At 70.5% G+C, this 21,069-nt stretch carries 17 protein-coding genes and 1 tRNA gene; 13 read left to right on the top strand and 5 right to left on the bottom strand.

Going from position 1 to position 21,069, the window contains the following annotated elements; genetic code table 11:
* Positions 1 to 14: 14 nt before the first annotated feature.
* From ACQEU8_RS30360 to ACQEU8_RS30350, 3 genes are all read left to right on the top strand, one after another.
* Complete coding sequence (locus ACQEU8_RS30360) at positions 15 to 1,187, top strand: threonine synthase (RefSeq protein ID WP_433106723.1); 1,173 nt, start codon at positions 15 to 17, stop codon at positions 1,185 to 1,187.
* Complete coding sequence (locus tag ACQEU8_RS30355; protein WP_433106721.1) at positions 1,184 to 1,816, top strand: helix-turn-helix transcriptional regulator; 633 nt, start codon at positions 1,184 to 1,186, stop codon at positions 1,814 to 1,816. Before ACQEU8_RS30360 ends, ACQEU8_RS30355 begins: the two co-directional genes overlap by 4 nt.
* Before the next feature lie 470 nt (positions 1,817 to 2,286).
* Entirely contained in the window at positions 2,287 to 2,688 is a 402-nt protein-coding gene (locus tag ACQEU8_RS30350) for a hypothetical protein (RefSeq protein ID WP_433106719.1), read from the top strand.
* Positions 2,689 to 3,088: 400 nt separating this feature from the next.
* Here the strand turns inward: ACQEU8_RS30350 and ACQEU8_RS30345 are convergent, their stop codons facing one another.
* Positions 3,089 to 3,310, bottom strand: a complete 222-nt coding sequence (locus tag ACQEU8_RS30345; protein ID WP_433106717.1) for a hypothetical protein — start codon at positions 3,308 to 3,310, stop codon at positions 3,089 to 3,091.
* Positions 3,311 to 3,551: 241 nt separating this feature from the next.
* Here ACQEU8_RS30345 and ACQEU8_RS30340 point away from each other — a divergent pair, with 241 nt between their 5' ends.
* A complete protein-coding gene (locus ACQEU8_RS30340; RefSeq protein ID WP_433106715.1) occupies positions 3,552 to 5,207 on the top strand; it encodes an AAA family ATPase in 1,656 nt (551 codons plus the stop codon).
* A 266-nt stretch (positions 5,208 to 5,473) separates the two neighbouring features.
* Complete coding sequence (locus ACQEU8_RS30335; RefSeq protein WP_433106713.1) at positions 5,474 to 5,599, top strand: integrase; 126 nt, start codon at positions 5,474 to 5,476, stop codon at positions 5,597 to 5,599.
* A 173-nt stretch (positions 5,600 to 5,772) separates the two neighbouring features.
* Here ACQEU8_RS30335 and ACQEU8_RS30330 read toward each other — a convergent pair.
* A tRNA-Arg gene (locus ACQEU8_RS30330) sits at positions 5,773 to 5,848 on the bottom strand.
* 339 nt (positions 5,849 to 6,187) lie between these two features.
* Here ACQEU8_RS30330 and ACQEU8_RS30325 point away from each other — a divergent pair.
* The 7 genes from ACQEU8_RS30325 (at position 6,188) to ACQEU8_RS30295 (ending at position 17,364) form a co-directional block, all read left to right on the top strand.
* Positions 6,188 to 8,275: a dynamin family protein gene (locus tag ACQEU8_RS30325; RefSeq protein ID WP_433106711.1), complete on the top strand. Its 2,088-nt coding sequence runs from the start codon at positions 6,188 to 6,190 to the stop codon at positions 8,273 to 8,275.
* Positions 8,276 to 8,279: 4 nt separating this feature from the next.
* The gene (locus ACQEU8_RS30320) at positions 8,280 to 11,534 is read left to right on the top strand and encodes a GTPase (RefSeq protein ID WP_433106709.1); all 3,255 of its coding nucleotides are present in this window, start codon (positions 8,280 to 8,282) and stop codon (positions 11,532 to 11,534) included.
* A gap of 215 nt (positions 11,535 to 11,749) precedes the next feature.
* On the top strand, positions 11,750 to 12,352 hold the full coding sequence (locus ACQEU8_RS30315; RefSeq protein ID WP_433106707.1) for a single-stranded DNA-binding protein: 603 nt from the start codon (positions 11,750 to 11,752) through the stop codon (positions 12,350 to 12,352).
* A 193-nt stretch (positions 12,353 to 12,545) separates the two neighbouring features.
* Positions 12,546 to 14,042, top strand: coding sequence for a thioester domain-containing protein (locus ACQEU8_RS30310; protein WP_433106705.1), 1,497 nt, complete (start codon positions 12,546 to 12,548; stop codon positions 14,040 to 14,042).
* Positions 14,043 to 14,611: 569 nt separating this feature from the next.
* A complete protein-coding gene (gene ettA / locus ACQEU8_RS30305; RefSeq protein WP_433106703.1) occupies positions 14,612 to 16,276 on the top strand; it encodes an energy-dependent translational throttle protein EttA in 1,665 nt (554 codons plus the stop codon).
* A gap of 4 nt (positions 16,277 to 16,280) precedes the next feature.
* Positions 16,281 to 16,706 carry an acyl-CoA thioesterase gene (locus ACQEU8_RS30300; RefSeq protein ID WP_433106701.1) on the top strand — a complete coding sequence of 142 codons (426 nt, stop codon included), beginning with the start codon at positions 16,281 to 16,283 and terminating at the stop codon, positions 16,704 to 16,706.
* Complete coding sequence (locus ACQEU8_RS30295; RefSeq protein ID WP_433106699.1) at positions 16,687 to 17,364, top strand: hypothetical protein; 678 nt, start codon at positions 16,687 to 16,689, stop codon at positions 17,362 to 17,364. The genes ACQEU8_RS30300 and ACQEU8_RS30295 overlap by 20 nt, the downstream gene beginning before the upstream one ends.
* Positions 17,365 to 17,391: 27 nt before the next feature.
* Here the strand turns inward: ACQEU8_RS30295 and ACQEU8_RS30290 are convergent, their stop codons facing one another.
* The 3 genes from ACQEU8_RS30290 to ACQEU8_RS30280 form a co-directional block, all read right to left on the bottom strand.
* Positions 17,392 to 17,793 (bottom strand): globin, encoded by a 402-nt coding sequence (locus ACQEU8_RS30290; protein ID WP_433106697.1) that lies wholly within the window; start codon positions 17,791 to 17,793, stop codon positions 17,392 to 17,394.
* Between the two features lie 118 nt (positions 17,794 to 17,911).
* Positions 17,912 to 18,988, bottom strand: a complete 1,077-nt coding sequence (locus ACQEU8_RS30285) for an ABC transporter permease (protein ID WP_433106695.1) — start codon at positions 18,986 to 18,988, stop codon at positions 17,912 to 17,914.
* Positions 18,985 to 19,713: an ABC transporter ATP-binding protein gene (locus ACQEU8_RS30280; RefSeq protein ID WP_433106693.1), complete on the bottom strand. Its 729-nt coding sequence runs from the start codon at positions 19,711 to 19,713 to the stop codon at positions 18,985 to 18,987. Before ACQEU8_RS30280 ends, ACQEU8_RS30285 begins: the two co-directional genes overlap by 4 nt.
* A 71-nt stretch (positions 19,714 to 19,784) precedes the next feature.
* Here ACQEU8_RS30280 and ACQEU8_RS30275 point away from each other — a divergent pair, with 71 nt between their 5' ends.
* Complete coding sequence (locus ACQEU8_RS30275; RefSeq protein ID WP_433106691.1) at positions 19,785 to 20,753, top strand: methyltransferase domain-containing protein; 969 nt, start codon at positions 19,785 to 19,787, stop codon at positions 20,751 to 20,753.
* The last annotated feature ends 316 nt before the right edge of the window (positions 20,754 to 21,069 follow it).

The following is a 21,069-nucleotide window of genomic DNA, read 5'->3' as shown; positions in this document are numbered from 1 at the left end:
GAGGAGAACCTGCCGTGGTCACTCCCGGTGTGGACGCGTCCCGTCCCAGCGATCAGCGCACCCTGTGCGATCCGCGCTCGGGGCGGCGCTACCCGCTGGACCCGCTGCGCTGGCGGGGCGACGACGGGACGCCGCTGCTGGTCTCCCCGGCGCGGGCGCCGGCCCCCGGCGACATCGTGGCGGCCGACCGTTCGCTGTGGCGCTACCGCGCGGCGCTGCCGGTTCCGCCCGGGGCGCCGGGCATCAGCCTGGGGGAGGGGTGCACCCCGCTGCTGGCGCGGACCTGGGGAGGCGTCGAAGTCGGCTTCAAACTGGAGTGGTTCAACCCCAGCGGAAGCTTCAAGGACCGCGGCAGCAGCGTGCTGATCTCCGCCCTCGCCGCGCAGGGCGTCGGCCAGGTCCTCGAGGACAGCTCAGGCAACGGCGGCTCGTCCGTCGCCGCGTACTGCGCCGCGGCCGGAGTCGAGGCCACCGTCCTCGTGCCCGAACACACCTCACCCGCCAAGACGTTGCAGGCCACGGCCTACGGCGCGCGGGTCACCCCGGTGCCCGGCGACCGGGACGCGACGGCTGCCGAGGCGCTGCGCCGGGCGGAGCACACGGTGTACGCCAGTCACAACTGGCATCCGTACTTCCTGGAGGGCACCAAGACCCTGGCGTACGAGATCTGGGAGGACCTCGGTTTCCGGGCCCCGGACGCGGTGGTGACGGTGGCCGGCGCGGGCAGCATCGTCCTCGGCTGCGATCTGGGCTTCACCGAACTGCTCGCCGCCGGCCGGATCGCCGCGCTGCCCCGCCTCCTGGTGGCCCAGCCCGCCAACTGCGCCCCGCTGCACGCCGCGTTCACCGCTGACGCCGAAGGGCCCGTGCCCGGCGCATGGCAGCCGACCATGGCGGAGGGCACGGCCATCAAGGAGCCGGTCCGGCTGCCGGAGGTGCTGGCCGCCGTACGCCGCTCGGGCGGGACCACGGCCGCGATCCCGGAGCAGGACATCGCCTCCGCCGTACGCCGTCTCGCGGCCACCGGCCTGTACGCGGAGCCCACCAGCGCCACCGCGGCGGCCGCTGTCGACGTCTTCGCGGAGCGCGGCGAACTGCCGCCGGGCGGGACCACGGTGGTGATCCTCACCGGATCCGCCCTCAAGGCGCCCACCGCGACGGCGCGGATCGTCAAGGGCGTCGTATGAGCGGCCTCAGCGAGGACGAGGTGCTGCTGCGGGAAGCGGAGAAGATCGTCACCGCTGTGGGCCGGATGTTCCCCGGCCTGTGCGAGGCCGTACTGCACGACCTGCGTCGCCCCGACCACGCGGTACGCACCGTGGAGAACAACCTCTCGGGCCGCCGCCCCGGCGACCCGGCGACCGAACTGGGCCTGGCCCGCATCGCGGACCCCGGCTATCCGGAGGTCCTCCAGAACTACCCCAACCGCTTCCCCGACGGCCGCCCCGCCAAGAGCACATCGATCGGCATCAGGAACAGCGAGGGCCGCTACATCGCCGCCGTCTGCCTCAATCTGGACGTCTCCGTGCTGTCCACCCTCACCCGCGGTCTCACCGAACTGCTGCGTACGGAGGACCACCAGCCGCCCGTCCACGAGACCCTGCGCGCCCGCACGGCGGACGAACTCCGCACCGTCACCGAGTCCTTCGCCGCCGCCCGCGGCACCACCCCGCGCGCCCTGACCACCACCGACCGCACCACCCTCATCCGCACCCTGAAGGACCAGGGCTTCCTCGAACTCAAAGGCGCCGTCCCCACCCTCACCGGCCTCCTCGGCGTCTCCCGCGCCACCATCTACAACACCCTCCGCCGCTGACCCCGGCGGCTCCGGGCCGTCCCGGATCGCAAAAAGGCCCTCCCGAAAGGGAGGGCCGAAACGCTGGCGCCTGTACCTGCGGTTTTCCAGAACTTCCCGGCACAGTTGTGCACATGGATCGTCAGCCCCGCGATCACAACACCCACTAGCCAGTCGATAGCCCGTCGTTATTGCCCAGGCAGCCTGCCTCCGTACGCGCCCTGCAGGACCTCCTCCCAGCGGGTGGAGAGCACGCGACTTCGAGCACGCACGCCGGGGACGACATCCGGCCACTTCCGCGCCGGAGGTCATCCGAAATCCATGAACCTGACGGCCTTCCCGTGGTCACACACGGGTGAATGGTGAGCACGAAGTGTGTGCAGGTTTGTGGTCGAACATGAAATTGATCCAGCAATAGTCGACTACTTTGCCCCAATTGCTACTTTAAGTATGTGGGATCACTTTTCGCGCGTTCCCCAACAGGAGATCCGATGAGCAAGACAGTGAAGCGCGACGCGCGTCGCGACCCCCGATGGGACTCTAGGACGACTGCCCATGTGGGCAGTGGAAATGAGCTGGGCAGCGGCTCCCCTGGCCGTGGTGGTTCACAGCCTCCAGCGGCGCCGCCTGGTGAGGAAAAACCGAAGAAGCGCCACCGCATCTTCTGGTGGTTCTTCGTAGCCATTCAGGCTGCCTTCATCGTATGGCTGATCCTGGGCGGCCTCGAGGCCCAGGGCGGCAGCTGCGAGGGCCTGCCCCCTCAGGAATGCCAGGACGCCAAGGACGTAGGCACCACGATCGGTGTGGGCTTGATCATCGGTTTGTGGGCTGCCGTGGACATCATCGTGGGCGGCACGTACGCCGTCTATCGGCTGACAAGAAGGAGACGGTGAAACGACGCCACCCTGAAATTAGGCGACCGCGTGGCGGGGTGTGCTGGATGAACAGCCATCCTGTTGGCTCTGCCGGATAGTTGCTGGATTGGCCTGATGGGCCGTCAGGAAGGGGCGGCGAACTCCGGGGCTTCCGGCGACGGAGCCCGCCGCCGATGACGGGGCCCTGCGGGACATTTGGCGGCGGTCTGGGATGGCTGCCCATCCGGTCCGCCGATGGGTGCCTGACAGGTAACAGGCGGCGTGGGTGCCAGGTGCCGCAGTGCCCCGTACCGCGTCGTGACCGCAGGTTCGACCCCTCCGGTAGGAGCCACAAGGCAAGGCTGGTCGGTACGTATTCCGCCGACTGGAGCGGCCACGTCCTCCGCCAGGCCGCAGCTTTCATCGGCCACCGCCGCGACTACGGCCCACCGACCCCTTCTACGGCTACGCCGAACTCCACGGGCGCAGCATCTAGCTCGACGCCCTCCTGTTCGGCATGGTCCAGCGCTCCCGCATCGACCACCTCACCGAAGACCTCGTCACCGCCACCAGCGGCGCCCTCGCCGCCACTGCCGCACTGCTCACCACCCGCTATGGCCGCCTCGTCCTCGCCGCCCTTCGCGGACGCTCGCGAAGCCATCGAGGCCGTTGACTCGCGCAGAGGCAGAGGTCGCGCTCAACGACGTTGAGGGATTCGGGAGATGACGGGAAGTCGACGTCGGTTGGCTCATACCTTCTGCAGCGGCATGGGAAGGTGCTGGTGACGGGGTGAAATAATCCCTGCGCCAGAACGACGGGTCCAACTGCTTACGCGAAGAGGAGAAGCATTGCAGGGAGCGTCCCCGCCGCGGTACTCCCCCAGGAAGTGCGAGCGTGCCTGGATGGAGGCCGTCGGGTTCTTGCGGCAGGGACGTCCGGACTGGGCTGCGAGTCGCTTCGAACAGGCCACCCAGCATGATCCGTCGGCCGCTGATGCTTGGCTGGGTATGCACGCCGCTGGGCACCGACAGGCAGAAGCGGTCGACGCCATGTCGCGGAACCACGAATCTTTCGGTGCTTTGCGCAGGAAGTGCGGGATGCCGCTGAAGTCGCGATTCGATCTCGGTCGTTACGTTTCCTTTCGGCTTGAGACTGCTCGTGACCTCTGGCTTGCTGTCGTAGCGAGGCTCCTGGAAGAGGGGCATTTGGATGCGGCGTGGCAGTCGCTTTCGACGGCCTATCTCGACTGCGATGAGACGCGGTTCGCGTGTACGAGGTACGCCTTCTTGGGGCAGGATTGGCCGCTTGTTCTGAATTTCTCGCGGAACATCACTGATAGGTTCTTCCGTGACGAATCCCAGTTGTACGTAGCCAGGGCCCTCATCGAGCAGCACGTCTTCCACGAGGCACTCAACGCTCTGGCCCCGCTTCCGCAGGCGTTGGGCAAGGAAAGCCGGTTCGACGGTGAAGTCGGCTATTTGCGAGGGCTGGCGCACGAGGGACTCGGGCAACAGGAAGAGGCCCTGCGCCACTTTCAGTACGCTTTTCGCTGCTTCCCCACCCTTACCGATGTAGCCGCCCGTGCTAAAGCCGTCCCCGTTCAGGCCAAGGCGGCCTCCAGTCCGCAGACAGCATCCTCTGAAGACTCTGTGGTCGACTCTTCGCTTCCGGCCGAGCCCCAAAAGCGGGAGTTGCTTCTGACAGAGGCGATGACGCTGTTGGACGGCATGGTGGGTCTCGAGTCCATCAAGCGCCAACTGCGCACGCTCATCGCACAGTTGCGCATGGCTGCGGTGCGGCGAGAGCAGGGACTTCCCTCGGCTTCGACTCCGCAGCATTTCGTATTCGCCGGCCCTCCAGGCACCGGAAAGACCACCGTGGCCCGCGTGATCGGCAAGGTGTTCGCTGGACTAGGACTGCTCGAAGAGGGGCGGGTAGTAGAAGCGCAGCGTGTCGACCTGGTCGGTCAGCATCTCGGCGAGACAGCGGTGAAGACGAGCAAGGTGATCGACTCGGCACTCGACGGTGTCCTGTTCATCGACGAGGCCTATGCACTGTCCAACAGTGGCTACTCCGGGGGCGACGCCTTCGGTGCCGAAGCGCTCCAGGTCCTGCTCAAGCGCGCCGAAGACGATCGGGACCGACTCGTCGTCATTCTTGCCGGCTACCCGAACGAGCTCGCCGAACTACTCGCGAGCAATCCAGGGCTCGCCTCCAGGTTCACCACGCGGGTTGACTTTCCGTCGTACTCCGCTGATGAGCTCGTACAGATCGCTCGCAGCCTCTTGGAGTCGCAGGGTGACGTTCTTGACGAGGACGCCGCCAGCGCACTCGAAGCCTGTTGCAGGCGGGCCGTGGACGACGATCTTGTCGATCAGTTGGGAAACGGCCGCTTCGCCCGTGAACTGTGCCGCAAGGCTGCTGCACTGCGCGACCTGCGTCTGGATGAACTCCACGGAGGCTCCAGCACGCCCACACGCGAAGAGATCACCACTGTCCGCTTCGCTGACATCTCCCAGGCATACCAGGAGCTCTGCGACAGCACGACCGCCCCCTGATCCGCGGCCAGGAACCAGTCCGGCGAGATCACCGGCCGCGGAGCCCCCTTCTGCCCTGGCCCGGGCCAGTCCAGGCCTCGTCCGGACTCATTCGGTGACGCTTCGCACTACTTCGAATGGAAACAGACGGACCGAGGGCGGCTCCTGCAATGGCTGCTCTTGTGGCGGGCGGGGTTGAAAACGCCTCGCCGGTGGCAAGGACTCGGCTCACACAGCGGCGAGTCTCTAGGCGGCTCTTCGAGCCGAGCGGGGCGTCTGGGGGCCGAGTGAGCCGAAACCGCCTCCCCGTGCTGCTGGCCACCTACGCCCGCGGTGTCTCCGGGCAGCTCTCCGACCTCAAGAGGCGGATGGAGGCAGACGAGGACCTGCCGGAGCTCCCCGACGGTGTTTGACCGGGTACGGAAGCGCCACCGCGTATCCACCGTAGCCACCCGCAAAAACCCGGTGACAGCCGGACAGCCCCGGACTTTCTCCTTGATCGCCGAGTGAGGGCCCGGGGCTTCGTCGTGTCGAGTGTCACCCACTCTGACCAGTAAAAATGCCCTCCCAGTGGGAGGGCGGATCGTGGCGCCCCCGGCAGGACTCGAACCTGCGGCCAAGCGCTTAGAAGGCGCCTGCTCTATCCACTGAGCTACGGGGGCCGGCCTCCGTCGCGGGTGGGCGGGCTCGCCGGCCCCGTGACCATGGCGGGGTCAAGGATAGGGGGCCGTGCGGCTCGTCCTGCTCGCTCCACGTCCGCGACGCTATGTGGAGGTTCCGTGAAGCGGTCCCGATAATCGCAGGCGGGTGCGATTCGTGCAGCGGTTTTGGCGGCGCGGGGTGCGGGTGTTGCGCAGTCGTTATGGGGGCGGCCGGGTGGCAGGTGGGTCATGCGGGGCGAAGGGGGCGAAAGAGGCATTCGATGGTGAAACCACCCATTTTCACCGTCCGCAACCGCGAATAAGCTTCAAAACTGCCGCAAAATTGGGCATTCTGCCCATGTGGCGATCTTGGACGTACGGCTTGAACTGCTCGACGCGCTCACCGCACTGCGGGAGCGCGTCGCTGCCGCGCGCTTCCCCCTCCCGTTGCCGGGCGCCGAGCGTGCCCGCCGCTCCAGGGACGAGCTGCTGGCTCAGCTCGACGACTACCTCGTTCCGCGCGTGCGCACCCCCGAGGCGCCGCTGCTCGCGGTGATCGGCGGTTCGACGGGCGCCGGCAAATCGACGCTGGTCAACTCCCTGGTGGGACGCAAGGTCAGCGAGGCGGGAGTGCTGCGGCCCACGACCCGCACGCCTGTGCTGGTCTGCCATCCGGACGACCGCGGCTGGTTCGTCGGACAACGCGTGCTCCCCCGGCTGGAGCGGGTCTGGATGCCCCGGCAGGACGCGACCGGCACCCATGGCATGCCCGGCCCGCACGGCAGCCGGGACGGCGGGGACGGGGGCACCGACCGGTACGGCGACCGGGCGGCCGACCGTAGCGGCGACTGGGACAGCCGGTGGGCCGCCGACTGGGACCCCGGACGGCAACCCGGCCGCGGCACCGGTTGGGAGCACGGCTGGGACACCGGCCCCGAGGCGGACTGGGAAGCCGAGTGGGACGCGGACGCCGACCCGGGTGAACCCCGGCGTGTCCTCCGCCTGGAGACCGACAGCGGCCTGCCGCTCGGCCTCGCCCTGCTCGACGCGCCCGACATCGACTCCCTCGTCGCCCACAACCGCGACCTGGCCGCCGAGCTGATCTGCGCCGCCGACATCTGGGTGCTGGTCACCACCGCCGCGCGCTACGGCGACGCCATTCCCTGGCATCTGCTGCGCACCGCCAAGGAGTACGACGTCACCCTCGCCACCGTGCTCGACCGGGTGCCGCACCAGATGGCCGCCGAGGTCACCGCACAGTACGGCCTGCTGCTGGAACGCGAAGGCCTCGGACAGGTACCCCGCTTCACCATCCCTGAGCTGCCCGAATCGGCCGGCGGCTCAGGACTGCTGCCCGTCTCCGCCGTCTGCGGCCTGCGCGACTGGTTGGAAGAGCGCACACAGGACGCCGACGCCCGGTACGCGGCCGCCAGCCGTACCGCAGACGGGACCCTCGCCTCGCTGCGCCCCCGCATCACCGCCCTCGCCGGCGCCTCCGCCGCACAGCACGCGGCCGCCGAGCGGCTCACCCGCTGCATCGAGACCGCCTACGAGACCGCGGGCAAACGGATGCGTACCCGTATCGCCGACGGCGAACTGCTGGCCGGCGACGCCGCCGAGCACTGGCGCAGCTTCCCCACCGACTGCGGCGGCGACGAACTGTTCGACGCCTTCGCCGATGGACTGACCGCACTGCTGTCCGGCGCGATCGCCGCAGCCGACGAACGGATCGCCGAACTGCGCCGCGGCGTACCCGGACTGGAGGGGTGCGCCCAGCTCCTGCCGAGCGGCCAGAGCGAGCGCGACGAGGCCACCGGCCGGATCGGCGTGATGGTGCGCAGATGGCGCCGCTGCGTCGAGGAATTGGCCGAGGAGGAGACCCACGCCGCAGGCCGCGCGACCTGCTCCGACGAGGAGGCCGAGCGCGCTGCCGCCCTGCTGGCCGCCGCCCTCCTGGGCGGACACCGGGCAGCAGGCGCCGACGACTCGCTGGAGGACCTGCTCGGCGAGGAGAGCGCCCAGCAGTTGCGCGAACAGTGCGCTGAACTGCTGGACGACTGCGTGGAACGCGTGCTGTACGGCGAACGCGACCTCCGCCTCGCCCCCCTGGCAACGCTCAACGCCGGGCCCGAACCACAGATGGAACTGATCGCCGCGTTCTCCGTGCTGGACAAGCTCAACAGAACGCACGGGCTGCACGAGCCGCACCAGTTGCGCGAGCTGTACCTGTCGCAGGAGCCCGCACACCAGGCGCAGGAGCCGGCACACCAGGCGCAGGAGTCGGCACATCAGGCGCGGGAGCCGCAGTGGACGCCCGTACCGCAGGAGTCGGCCGGTCCGCAGGAGCCGAGCCGGACGGACGTGACCGCCCGTGACTTCCCGCCGACGCGTACCCCGCTCGGCCCGGACGGCGGGCGCGGTCTACAGAGCGCGCACATGGAGAGGTGACCCAGTGACGTCCACCGATGCCACCCACACCGGACCGGGCGAACCGCCCGAGCGCTGGACCGGCAGCCTGCCCGACGGCTGGGTCAGCGCCCACAGCGAGCCCGTCGAGGGGCAGCTGGAACTGAGCCTGGACGACGGCGAGGACGCCCCAGCGCCCTCGCCGCCACCATCGCCGTCACCGGCCCAGCAGCACCCCGCGCCGGACGCACCCGAGGGACCGGACGGATCGGACGGACCCATGGCGCCCCGTGCTACGGCGGAGCTGCCGCGTCAGCAGTCGGAGGCCGCGGCAGACCTCCCGTCCGACACCGGGGGCGAGCCCGGCTGGGACGACGGCGTCATCGCCCGCAGAGCACCCGCCGAACGGGCCGCCCAACTCGCCCAACAGGCCGAGACGGCCCCGCCTCAGACCGAGCCTGTTGTGCGGGCGGAGTCTGCGGTGCGGATGGAGACTGTTGTGCGGGCCGAACCTGTCCCGCAACCCGAACCCGTTCGGCCTGCTGAGTCCGCCCCGCAACCCGAGCCCGCCCCGCAGCACGAGTCGTCGTACAAACCGGAGTACGAGCCGCGGCACGAGCCTGCTCCGCAGCACGGAACGCCGTACGAAACGCCGCACGAGCCCACCGAGCGGCACGAAGCGCCGTACGAGCCCGTCGAGCCCGCCGCCGCACCGGAGCCCGAGGTCCGGGCGCCGAATCCCCGGGGGCACGTCCCGAAGGCGGACACCTCCGAGCGGGGAGGGGACCACCCCAGGCCCGGCTTCACCCCCGCTCCGCCCTGGCGCGGCACCGCCTGGCCCGAGTCCTCGTACGGCACCGTCCCCGAAGCCGTACGGGATGCCGTACGAGAAACACCGCCGCCCGGCACCGACCGCACGCCTCCCGCGACGGCTGCGCAGCAGACGCACTCCTTGGCCGCACAGCACAGCGATGTCCCCCCGGACACCCACCCGGATGTCCACGCGAACGTTCACGTGGACACCGAAACGGACATCCACGCGGACACCGACGTCTGTCCGGACGCCCAGGAGGACGTCGAAAGGGCAGCCGTACCGGACACCCGCACGCAGCCGCGCCGCAGCGTCGGAACGGACATCTGCCGGGACCTTCGCAGAGAGCTCCGCAGGGACCCCCGACGCGACGCCGGAGAGCACGTACTGCGCCAGCGGCTGAGCGCGCTCCGCGAACTCGTCGGACTGTCGCGCACCCGGCTCGACTCCGAGGTGCTCGCCGAGGCGGGAAAGGTGCTGGACGAGGCGACAACCCGCAGGGGACTGCCCCGCTCCTACACGACCGTCGCTCTCGCCGGTGCGACAGGCAGTGGAAAGTCCTCACTGTTCAACGCTCTGACAGGGGGGCGGCTGTCCGAGGTGGGGATGCGCCGCCCCACCACCGCGCAGCCGGTGGCGTGCACCTGGGAGGCGGGACGGTACAGCGACGGCGGCCCCGACGGACTGCTCGACAGGCTCGGCATTCCGCAGCACGCACGGCACCGTACGCACGACGGCACACTGAGCGGCCTCATCCTCGTCGACCTGCCCGACCACGACTCTGTCGCACCAGGACACCGCGAACAGGTGGACAGGATGCTGCAACTGGTCGACGCGGTGGTGTGGGTGGTCGACCCGGAGAAGTACGCGGACGCGCTGCTGCACGAGGGCTATCTGCGCCGGCTCGCCGGCCACGCCGAGGTCACCTTCGTCGTCCTCAACCAGACCGACCGGCTCACCCGCGACGCAGTCGACGCCGTCCTCGACGACCTGCGGCGGCTGCTGGACGAGGACGGCATGGCACTGGGCGAGCACGGCGAACCCGGCGCCGTCGTCCTGTCCGCCTCGGCCCTCACACACGAGGGCATCGACGTACTGCGGGAGGAACTGGGCGAGTTCGTCGCACAGCAGCGCGCAGCAGTCCTGCGACTGACCGCCGACCTGGACGGCGCGACGGAACGCCTGCGCCCCGTCTACGCCGATCCCGGACCCGGTACGGAAGAGAGCCCCATCGGGCTGACCGAAAGCGCCCGCGAGGACTTCGAGGACCGGCTCGCAGTCGCCGTGGGCGCGGCTGCCGCCGGACAGGCCGCGGAACGTGCCTGGTTGCGCCAGGCCGAGCGCTCTTCCGGCATCCCCTGGGTACGCGCGCTGCGCTGGTACGCCTCCAGGCCCACCCAGGCGCGGGACGAGGCCGCCCGGACCGCGGCCGCAGAACAGTCGGGGGAGCAGCCCGGGGAGCGGGACGGCGCCGCCGGGGGACCGTCGGCCCGCCGCACGACCCTTCAGCAGCCGCTCGCCGCCCGGCCGGTGGTGGCGCAGGCCGTACGGGAGTTGGCGGACGCCGCGGCCGGCGGCCTGCCCAGCGCCTGGGCGCGCACCGTACGTGAGTCCGCCCGCCGCGGCGCAGCAGGGCTGCCCGAGGTGCTGGACGAGGTCATGGAAGTCTGCGCTTCCGGTCCTGACGCGGCGCGGAGAGCCTCGATCACGGCGTCGATGACGGACGTCGCCCTGGGGATGGACGCCGCCTCGTCACTCAAGGACGCCGCAGCACCGACGGTGCCCGCGCAGCAGTCGCTCGCGGAAGCGCCCGCTCCGGGAAGCGGAACGGGGAGCGGCAAGGACAGCGGGCCGGAAGAGCGGAGCGGCGCCCTCGCGAAATCCGGTTCGGACGGGGCGCCTGAGACGGCAGCCGGATCGGGGACGGCGTCGGGGGCCGCGTCGGTGACCGGGCCGGTGACCGAGCCGGCGATCGTGCCCGAGGAGGCGCCGCAGGGCGCGGGCAGGCGGACCGGCCACGGGGCGCGAGTGCCGCGCCCCACCTGGCACACCGCGGCTTTCGCGGGCCAGTGGCTGCTGTTCGCCCTCCAGGTGGTGGGAGCCGTATGGGCGGTCGCCGTGCTGGTCCTCGCGCGCGGGTTCGACCAGGCCGTGCTGCTGCCCTGCGCGCTGTTCGCGGCGGCCACCGTCGCGGGCCCGGTGCTCGCGTGGGCGTGCCGGAGGGCCGCGCGTGGCCCTGCCCGGACGTACGGGCTGCAGGAGGAGCGCAGGCTGCGGCAGTTGGCGGCGTGCTGCGGCAGGACGCGGGTGCTGGAGCCGGTGGCCGCCGAACTGCTGCGGTACCGGCAGGTGCGGGAGCAGTACGCGATCGCGGCCGGCGTCGTGGACTCGGCCCTGGACGAGCGCCCGGCGGACGCCGGGGAATCCGCGGCCGGGACCGGGGAGGAAGCACCCGCCGGGGTGACCGAGTTGTGCACAACTGCCGAGTAATCCACAGCTGAGAATCTTTTTCCCCACGCCCCCGCCTCCGCCCTCATCCTGGAATCGCTACGACGGATCCGTACGAGGGGTCCTTACGACGGGTCCGTACGACGGGTCCGTATGAGGGGTTCGCACGACGGGTCCGTACGACGGCTCCGAAGTGGTGGCCGGCGACAGGACGAGGCAGCAACCCGCTGCGAGGCGGGGGCGCGGGGGAGATTCGTATGAACGAGACGTATGTGACGGTGGCGGGCAACGTGGCGACGAAGGTCGACCACTGGACGTCCCCGTCGGGGGTGGCGGTTGCCAGGTTCCGGCTGGCCAGTACCGTCCGGCGGTTCGACAAGCACAAGGAGTGCTGGACGGACGCGTCCACCAGCTTCTACACGGTGTGGGCCTGGCGTGGGCTGGCCACCAATGTCGCCTCCTCGGTGGCGCGCGGCGAACCGGTGGTCGTACGTGGGCAGTTGCGGATCGTGGAGGACGAGCGGGAGGGAAGGCGATATCTGTCGGCGGATCTGCTGGCGTCGACAGTCGGGCACGATCTGACGCGCGGGACGGCGGCCTTCGTGCGAGTCTCCCGTGCCCATCCGGAGCTGACGCGCGGTCCGGAGCTGCCTCGCGGGGCCGAGTTGACGCGCGGCCCGGCACCAGCCTGGCCGCCGCCGTCTGTCGAAGCCGCCGGGCCGCCGCCTTTCGGGGCGCCCGGTGACGGGACGGGCGCGGCCGGTGTCGGCGGGGAGCGCGAGGAGGCCCCGGGGGAGGAGCAGTTGGTGCCGGAGGCGGTGGCGGAAGGAAGCGTTCCAGGTCAGCGCGGTGCGTCGTGATCGTCCCGGTCCGCCGGATTCGGCGATAACGATTCCGAGTCGGAATGTGTGGCCACCGTGAATCGTGGGGATCGCGCGCCGTTGGTCTCCTTACGATCCCAGATGTATTGACCAGGGGGTTCAGAGCTTTGCGGTGGACCAGCGGCACGTGGGCGACGCGGCCGGGGGGAGGTTCTGCCAAGAGGGGAAGACCATGACTTCTGCACGCGCGCGGGCGGCCCGCCGGCTCGCCGTCGTCGCGGCGGCCACCGGGCTGTGCGCGACCGGCATGGCGGGCAACGGCGGGCCGGCGGCCGCGGCCCCGGCCCGGGCTGCCGCCGGGTACACCGTCGGGGGATCGCTCACCGGCGGGATGCCCGAGCAGCGCAGCGGAGCGATGGCCACGCTGAACGGTCTGGAGACCTCCGGTCAGGCGGTCGTGACCGCGGGCGGCGAGAAGCAGAAGGTCGGCGCCGGGCTGTTCGAGATGTCCGTCGACGGGGGCGGCACGCTCCAGACGTACGGGCTGGACGCGCTCAACCCGATACAGGAGCAGTCGCGTTACGCGGAGGGGGAGTGGAAGTCCTCGTCGCTGGCCGGCAACCGCAACGCGGGCAGGATCCGCTGGATAGTCGAGCACTCCTATCCACGGCGGAACGACCTCCAGGCGCTGGCCAAGGCCGCGGGTGCCAAGGGGCTCACCCCGCAGACCGCGGCGGCGGGTACGCAGGTTGCCATCTGGAGGTTCGCCGAAAACGGGGCACGGGGGGTCAGGGGGGGTGGGGGAAGGAGGGAGGCCCCCCAGGAGCGCCCCGTCATCACCGCCACCGACCCCTCCGCCCAGAAGCTCGCCGCCTACCTGGTGAGGAAGGCCCGTTCGATGGCAGAGCCGGGTCCTTCGCTCACCTTCGACAAGGCCGAGGTCTCGGGCCGGAACGGTGAGCGTCCCGGCCCGGTGACCGTGCGGACGAACGCCGCCACCGTGAGCGTGGCGCCGGGACCGCACGCCGCCGCCCAGGGCGTGCGGATCGTCGACGAGGAGGGCAGGCGGGTCCGTACCGCACGCAACGGAACGAAGCTCTACTTCCAACTGCCCAGGGGCGGCGAGCCCGGTAACGCCTCGCTGACCGCGCAGGCGGCGACCAAGGTGCCCGTGGGGCGAGTCCTCACCGGCGCGGGGGAGCGCGGCGGGGGCCAGGCGCAGATCCTGGCCGGGTCCAGCCAGTCGACCGTCTCGGCCACCTCCGCAGTCAACTGGGCCAAGCGCGGACCGGTGCCCGCCACCGTCGCGGCGGAGAACTGCTCCGCGTCCAGTGTGGACATCACCGTTGCCAACAGCGGTGACGCCGCGTTCCCGCTGCGGCTCGGTAAGCAGCGCGAGGAGATCGCGGAGGGCAAGCACGGGACGGTGACGGTGCCGGTGGCCGAGGGCCAGCCGTACCGGATCCCGGTGCGCGGGCCGCACGGGTACGAGAAGACGTTCAGCGGCGTCCTCGACTGCACGACCTCGGCCGCGGCGCGCGGGATCACCCAGCAGAGCGCGCCCACGACGGTCGAGCGCCCCGCAACCGTCGGCGGGGGCGGCGCCGTGTCGGACACGGGCGACCTGGCCGACACCGGCAGCGGCGGCACCCGTCTCTTCGGTGCCCTGGCCATCGGCCTGCTCGCCGTGGGCGTGACCACCCTGCGCATCCTGCGCCGCCGGGGCTGACGGACTGCAACGGCGGGATCCCGCAGCGAACGGGGCCCCCGCGGCTGTGCGGCAACGGCAACGTCCTCGGAGCCGCAACGCCCAGATGTCCGCAGCGGCCGGGGGCCGGCGGCTGTCGGGCAACGCCAACGCGGCGGAAGCCGCAACACCCTGGTCTCCGCAATGGTCGAGAATCCGCAAGGTCAGACGAGCCGCAGTGGCCGGTTCGCAGTGGAGCAGTGGAAGCGGAAGCCGCGCACGGCCGCGGCCCGCAGCGGGCACTCCCGCCCGCCGCCCGTCACGTACGCCTACCCCCAGAGGCCCGGTGAGCATCACCTGCCCCAAGCGAGCCAGGTGAGCATCACCGTCCGTACGCCTGCCGACTACAGCGAGCCGCTCCGACGGCCGCGCCCCTCCCGCAGGGGCCCTCGCCGTCAGGTGCGGTTTCCGGGGTGGGGCCCGGGTGCGGCAAGATGGGGTGCGTATGCCTTACGTGGTGCGGCCGCATATCAACCCGCGGCGCGCTGCCGCATGACGACCCGCGCGGCCTGACCGCGTACGACTGACTACAGATTGCCGGACGGTTCCTCTTGGCTGAGTACATCTACACCATGCGCAAGGCGCGCAAGGCGCACGGCGACAAGGTGATCCTCGACGACGTCACCTTGAGCTTCCTGCCCGGCGCGAAGATCGGTGTCGTGGGCCCCAACGGCGCGGGAAAGTCCACCGTGCTCAAGATCATGGCGGGCCTGGAGCAGCCCTCCAACGGTGACGCCATGCTCTCGCCCGGCTACAGCGTGGGCATCCTGCTCCAGGAGCCGCCGCTGGACGAGTCGAAGACGGTGCTGGAGAACGTCCAGGACGGTGTCGCGGAGACGAAGCAGCAGCTCGACCGGTTCAACGAGATCGCCGAGCAGATGGCGACCGAGTACACCGATGAGCTGATGGAGGAGATGGGCAAGCTTCAGGAGAAGCTCGACCACTCAAACGCCTGGGACCTGGACGCGCAGCTGGAGCAGGCCATGGACGCGCTGGGCTGCCCGCCCGGCGACTGGCCGGTCACCAACCTGTCCGGCGGTGAGAAGCGCCGCGTCGCGCTGTGCAAGCTGCTGCTGGAGCAGCCCGACCTGCTGCTGCTGGACGAGCCCACCAACCACCTGGACGCCGAGTCGGTGCAGTGGCTGGAGCAGCACCTGGCGAAGTACCCCGGCACCGTGGTGGCCATCACCCACGACCGGTACTTCCTGGACAACGTGGCCGGCTGGATCATGGAGCTGGACCGCGGCCGCGCCATCGGCTACGAGGGCAACTACTCCACGTATCTGGAGAAGAAGCAGTCCCGCCTCAAGGTGGAGGGGCAGAAGGACGCCAAGCGCCAGAAGCGCCTCAAGGAGGAGCTGGAGTGGGTCCGCTCCAACGCCAAGGGGCGGCAGGCCAAGTCCCGGGCGCGACTGACCCGTTACGAGGAGATGGCGGCCGAGGCGGAGAAGACCCGGAAGCTGGACTTCGAGGAGATCCAGATCCCGCCGGGGCCGCGGCTGGGCAACGTCGTGGTGGAGGTCGAGAATCTGCACAAGGCGTTCGGTGAGAAGGTGCTCATCGACGACCTGTCCTTCTCGCTGCCGCGCAACGGCATCGTCGGTGTGATCGGTCCGAACGGTGCGGGCAAGACCACCCTGTTCAAGATGATCCAGGGGCTGGAGGAGGCCGACTCGGGCACCATCAAGGTGGGCGACACGGTCAAGATCTCCTACGTGGACCAGAGCCGCGCCAATATCGACGCGAAGAAGACGCTGTGGGCGGTCGTCTCCGACGAGCTGGACTACATCAACGTGGGCCAGGTCGAGATGCCGTCGCGTGCCTATGTGAGCGCGTTCGGGTTCAAGGGCCCGGACCAGCAGAAGCCCGCGGGTGTGCTCTCCGGCGGTGAGCGCAACCGTCTCAACCTGGCGCTCACCCTCAAGCAGGGCGGCAACCTGCTGCTGCTGGACGAGCCGACGAACGACCTGGACGTGGAGACGCTCTCCTCGCTGGAGAACGCGCTGCTCGAATTCCCGGGCTGCGCGGTGGTCGTCTCCCACGACCGCTGGTTCCTGGACCGGGTGGCCACGCACATCCTCGCCTACGAGGGTGAGAGCAAGTGGTTCTGGTTCGAGGGCAACTTCGAGTCGTACGAGAAGAACAAGATCGAGCGGCTGGGTCCGGATGCGGCGCGTCCGCACCGGGCGACGTACAAGAAGCTCACCCGGAGCTGATCGGGTGCGGCACAGCTACCGGTGCCCCCTGCGCTGGTCGGACATGGATGCCCTCGGGCACGTCAACAACGCGGTCTATCTCCGTTATCTGGAGGAGGCCCGGATCGACTTCCTGACCCGGGCGGCGCGGGAGGCGGACCCGGGGGCGTTCGCCGGTGACACCGTGGTGGCGCGGCACGAGATCGACTATCTGCGGCAGTTGGTCCACCAGGCCGACCCGGTGACGGTGGAGCTGTGGGTGGAGAAGCTGGCCGCAGCCTCGGTCACGTTCGGCTACGAGATCAAGGACCCCGAGTCCGCGGAGGGTCCGTTCGTACGGGCGCGGACGATCGTGGTCCCGTACAACGTGCGGGAGGGCTATCCACGGCGGCTGTCGGCCGCCGAGCGCTCCTTCCTGGAGGGTTACTTCGATGACAGCCACAGTGGCTGACCGGCTGGTCTTCGCCGACCCCGGGGAGGCGGCGGGTCTCGCCGCCTTCCTGGAGCGGCTGGTGCGCTGGGAGAAGAATGCCGCCGTGCGCATCCAGGCGGGCGGCGGCGTGGCCGCGGTGTTCGCCAAACCGGCCCGTTTCGAGGTCCTTGCCGTGCGTACGGGCAGGTTGCTGGAGCCGGTCGATCTCGATGTCACCGTGGCCGCCGGTGAGCTGCTGGAGCTGGTGGAGGAGGAGCGGGAGGCCGTCGGTGTCCCGAAGGCCGTCACCGGGCCGTCCTGGGCGGGTGTGCTGCCGCCGCGCGGCGGCTGGCAGGAGTTCGCCAGGGTGCCGGTGGACGCGGTGGGTTCGGTGGCGGCTGCCGCTGTCGGCGAGTTCCGTGAGCGGGCCGAGAAGCTGCCGCCCGAGCAGCGCGGCAGGCAGAAGCTGGACTCTCTCGCGGAGGAGATCTGGTCCCGTCCGCTGGGGCGTACGCGGCTGCCGCTGCGGGCCGCGCACGCGGCGCACGCGCTCGGTTTTCTGCGGGGTACGGACCCCGCGGTGCTGCTGGAGTCCGGCCCCTGGCTGCGGCTGCGGACGGCCTACGGTTCGGTTGTCGTACGGCGCGGTGAGCGCCCGGGCGGCGCGGGCGGCGGGCTGAGCGTCACCCCGGTGTGAGGGGGCCCTACGGGGCGGTCGGCCCGCTCACTCCGCGGAGTTGATCAGCGACCCGGCGGCGTAGACGAGGTACTTCCACAGCTGCGCCTCCAGATGCTCGGGAAGCTCCAGACTGTCGACGGCGTCGCGCATGTGCCGCAACCAGGCGTCGTGCGCCGCCTGGTTCACCTTGAACGGCGCGTGCCGCATCCGCAGCCGGGGGTGGCCCCGCGCGTCGCTGTAGGTCCGGGGGCCGCCCCAGTACTGCATCAGGAAGAGCGTCAGCCGCTCCTCTGCGGGGCCCAGATCCTCCTCGGGGTACATGGGCCGCAGCAGCGGGTCCTCGGCGACCCCCTGGTAGAAGCGGCGCACCAGCCGTCGAAAGGTCTCCTCGCCGCCGACCTGTTCGTAGAAGGTCTGCGTCTCCAGACTGCCGCGCGGAATCTCCATCACCCGTCCATGGTCGCAGACGCCGAGGACGAAGGCTGTAGCCCTAGGACCACGACCGAGGGGGAGCCCCCAGGACGATGGGAGTCTGGGGGCGAAGCCCTCACGTCCGCCCTCCCGACTACGCGTCGTCCCACCGGAACAGCCGCGCCGCGATCAGCGTCAGCACCGCGGCGAACAGCAGCAGTCCGCCCATCACGGGCAGCGCAGCGCCCCAGCTCTCGCCGCGGCTGAGGACATCCTGCATGGCCTGGGAGAGATGTTTCAGCGGCAGGAAATCGCTGACTGTGCGCACCCAGCCCGGCGCGTTGTCCAGCGGGAAGAAGGCCCCGGACAGGAACGCCATGGGCAGGATGATCAGCTGCGCCAGCCCGTTGGCCGCCTCCTCGGTCTTCGCGAACGAGCCGACCAGCAGTCCGATGGACATGAACGCCAGCGTGCCGCACACGACCAGCGGCAGGCACAGCCACCAGTGTCCGGTCAGTTCCAGCCCGTAGTAGGGCAGCGAGGCGACCGCCAGGAAGATGGCCGTCTGCGCGAAGGCGGTCAGCAGGTTGACGCCGATGCGGGCGCCCACGACGGTTCTCGCGTTGATCGGGGCGAGCCACAGGCGGCGCAGGATGCGTTTTCTGCGCCAGCTGACGAGGTTGAAGGCGGAGCCGAAGACGCCGCCCATCGCCACCGCCCAGCCGAGCAGTCCCGGGGTGAGGAACTGGATGGGTTTGGTGGCCTCGTCCTCCACGGTGCCGGTGCGCAGCGCGAACGCGGGTGGCTGTCCGGTGGCGCGCTGGTTGGCCTGCTGGACGATGCTGTCGAGCACTCCGCGTACGGTGCCGGAGCGCACCTGGTCGGCTGCGGAGAAGCGCAGTTCGATCTCGCCGTCGCGCTGGAAGACGGCCGCGTCCGCGTCGCCCTTGCGGACCTTCTCCAGCGCCTCCTTGCGGGCCGTCGCCGAGCCGTCCGTCTTCTCGATCTTCAGGACGTCGCGCAGGGACGCGCGCTGCTTGTCCGGCATGCCGTCGAGCACCTTGACCGCGCCGACCTGCACGATCTCGGACCGGCCGACCCCCTGGTCCTTGAAGAGCGCGCCGAAGAGCATCAGGAACATCAGCGGGAAGACCATCGTGAAGAACACTGCCGCGCGGTCGCGGGCCAGCCCGCGCGCCATCGCCAGCGACAGGTTGAGAAAGGCTTTCACTCCCGGTACTCCCGCCCCGTCAGCTGGAGGAAGACGTCCTCCAGGGTGTCGACTCCCAGCTCCTGTACGAGCGCGCGCGGCGGTCCCACCCGCAGTACCCGGCCGTTGTCCATGACGGCGACCCGGTCGCACAGGGTCTCGGCCTCATCCATGTAGTGCGTGGTGAGCACCACTGTGCGGCCGGCGGAGTTGATGCGGCGCAGCAGGTCCCACAGATTGCGTCTCGCCTGTGGGTCCAGGCCGGTGGTCGGCTCGTCCAGGAAGACCAGTTCCGGGTCGTGCACCAGGGCGCAGGCGATGGACAGCCGCTGGGCCTGTCCGCCCGAGAGCTTGTCCTCCCGGGTGCGGGCCTTCTCCGTCAGTCCGACGGTCTCCAGCATCTCGTCGGCGCGGGACTCGTCGACTCCGTAGAGGGCGGCGAAGGTACGTATCTGCTCACGGGCCGTCAGCCGCTCGAAGAACGCGGACGCTTGCAGCTGCACGCCTATGCGGTGCAGCAGTTCGGGATCGCGTGGCCATGACGGCTGTCCCAGCAGTTGCGCCGTTCCCTCGTCGGGTTCGCGCAGTCCCTCCAGGATCTCCATGGTGGTGGTCTTGCCGGCCCCGTTCGGCCCGAGGATGCCGTAGAACTCGCCGCGCCTCACCTCGAGGGAGACACCGTCGACGGCCTGCGTCTCCCCGTACCGTTTGCGCAGCCCCTCGGCTGTGATCGCGTTGTCGGACATGCGCGGAGGCTAGCGGCTGAATCCCGTATTCCGGTCTCGCGGGAACATCTGGATCGGCGCACAGTGGAGACATGGCATCGGCGTCGCCGGCGGACCTCGTCCGGGAGATCGTGGCTCAGGGCGGGCTGCGTGACCCGGCCTGGCGTGCGGCCTTCGCGCAGGTGCCCCGCGCGGCGTTCGTGCCGTTCTTCTACGTGCCGGGGCCGGGCGGCCGGATGGACCGGCTCTGGCGCGACGATCCCGACCCCGACCGCAGGGCCCGCTGGCGGGACGGCGTCTACAGCGACCAGCCACTGGCCACCCGGGTCCGCGACGGCCGGCTGCTCTCCTCCAGCAGCCAGCCCTCCCTGATGGCGACGATGCTGGAGCACCTCCAGGTCGCCGACGGCATGAACGTGCTGGAGATCGGCACCGGGCCCGGCTACAACGCGGCGCTGCTCAGCCACCGGCTCGGCGACCGCCAGGTGACCACCGTCGATCTCGACCCGGACATCACCGACGCCGCCCGCGGCCACCTCGCCGAGGCCGGATACCGGCCCCGTGTGGTGACCGGCGACGGCGCGCAGGGCTGCCGGGCGTACGCGCCCTACGACCGGATCATCGCCACTTGCGCGGTGGCACGGGTCCCCGACGCCTGGCCGGCCCAGTGCGCCCCCGGTGCGCTGATTCTCACGCCACTGGCGACAGGGCTGCTCGGGCTGCGGGTGGCGGCGGACGGCAGCGCAGCGGGCGCCTTCCACAGCACGCCCGCCTATTTCGTCCCGCTGCGCGGCACAGCAGCCGCACGGTCCGACAGCGGCGCGGACGGCCTCCCCCGCGGTGTGCCCCCGCGCGCACTGGACGACGACCGGTTCCTCTTCCTGCTGGCCCTCACCGACGGGCACCTGGCGCCCGCCGAGGCGTACGCACTGTGGGGCCGTACGGGGCATCCGGAACGGGAGCGGTACGGCGTCACTGTCCGGGAGGGCCGCCAGTGGGCCTGGCTGGACGATCCGGAGGGCCCGCACACCTGGCCGCTGGGCGGGCCGGACGACGAGTGACCGGCCCGGCAGCGGCCCGACGAGCCCGGGAACCGCGGGCCCCTGGGGCGCGTGAGGGAGGACAGGAGTGCGACAGGAGGGCATCAGGGCGCAGTAGTTACCGGGCAGGCCGCGAGGCCGCCCCGCGGGTCGGAGGTTTGGTCGCGATCCGAACAAGATCCCGGCCAAGCCGCTGTGGGTACCGGCTGCTGCGGCCATACTGCTGGCCTGGGCACCGCCGCCGGGGCGTTCTGCCGCCCGCAGACCCGGGCAGGGGAGCCGAGGGACTGCACGGAAGGGAGCAGAGCGAAGCACCGGCAGGGTGTCTGCCAGCGAC

Origin of the sequence: Streptomyces sp. CA-250714 (assembly GCF_050936705.1) — a bacterium.
Taxonomy (GTDB): Bacteria; Actinomycetota; Actinomycetes; order Streptomycetales; family Streptomycetaceae; genus Streptomyces.
The sequence above is the reverse complement of the archived record's forward strand: the minus strand, read 5'-3'. Positions and strand labels throughout refer to the sequence as shown.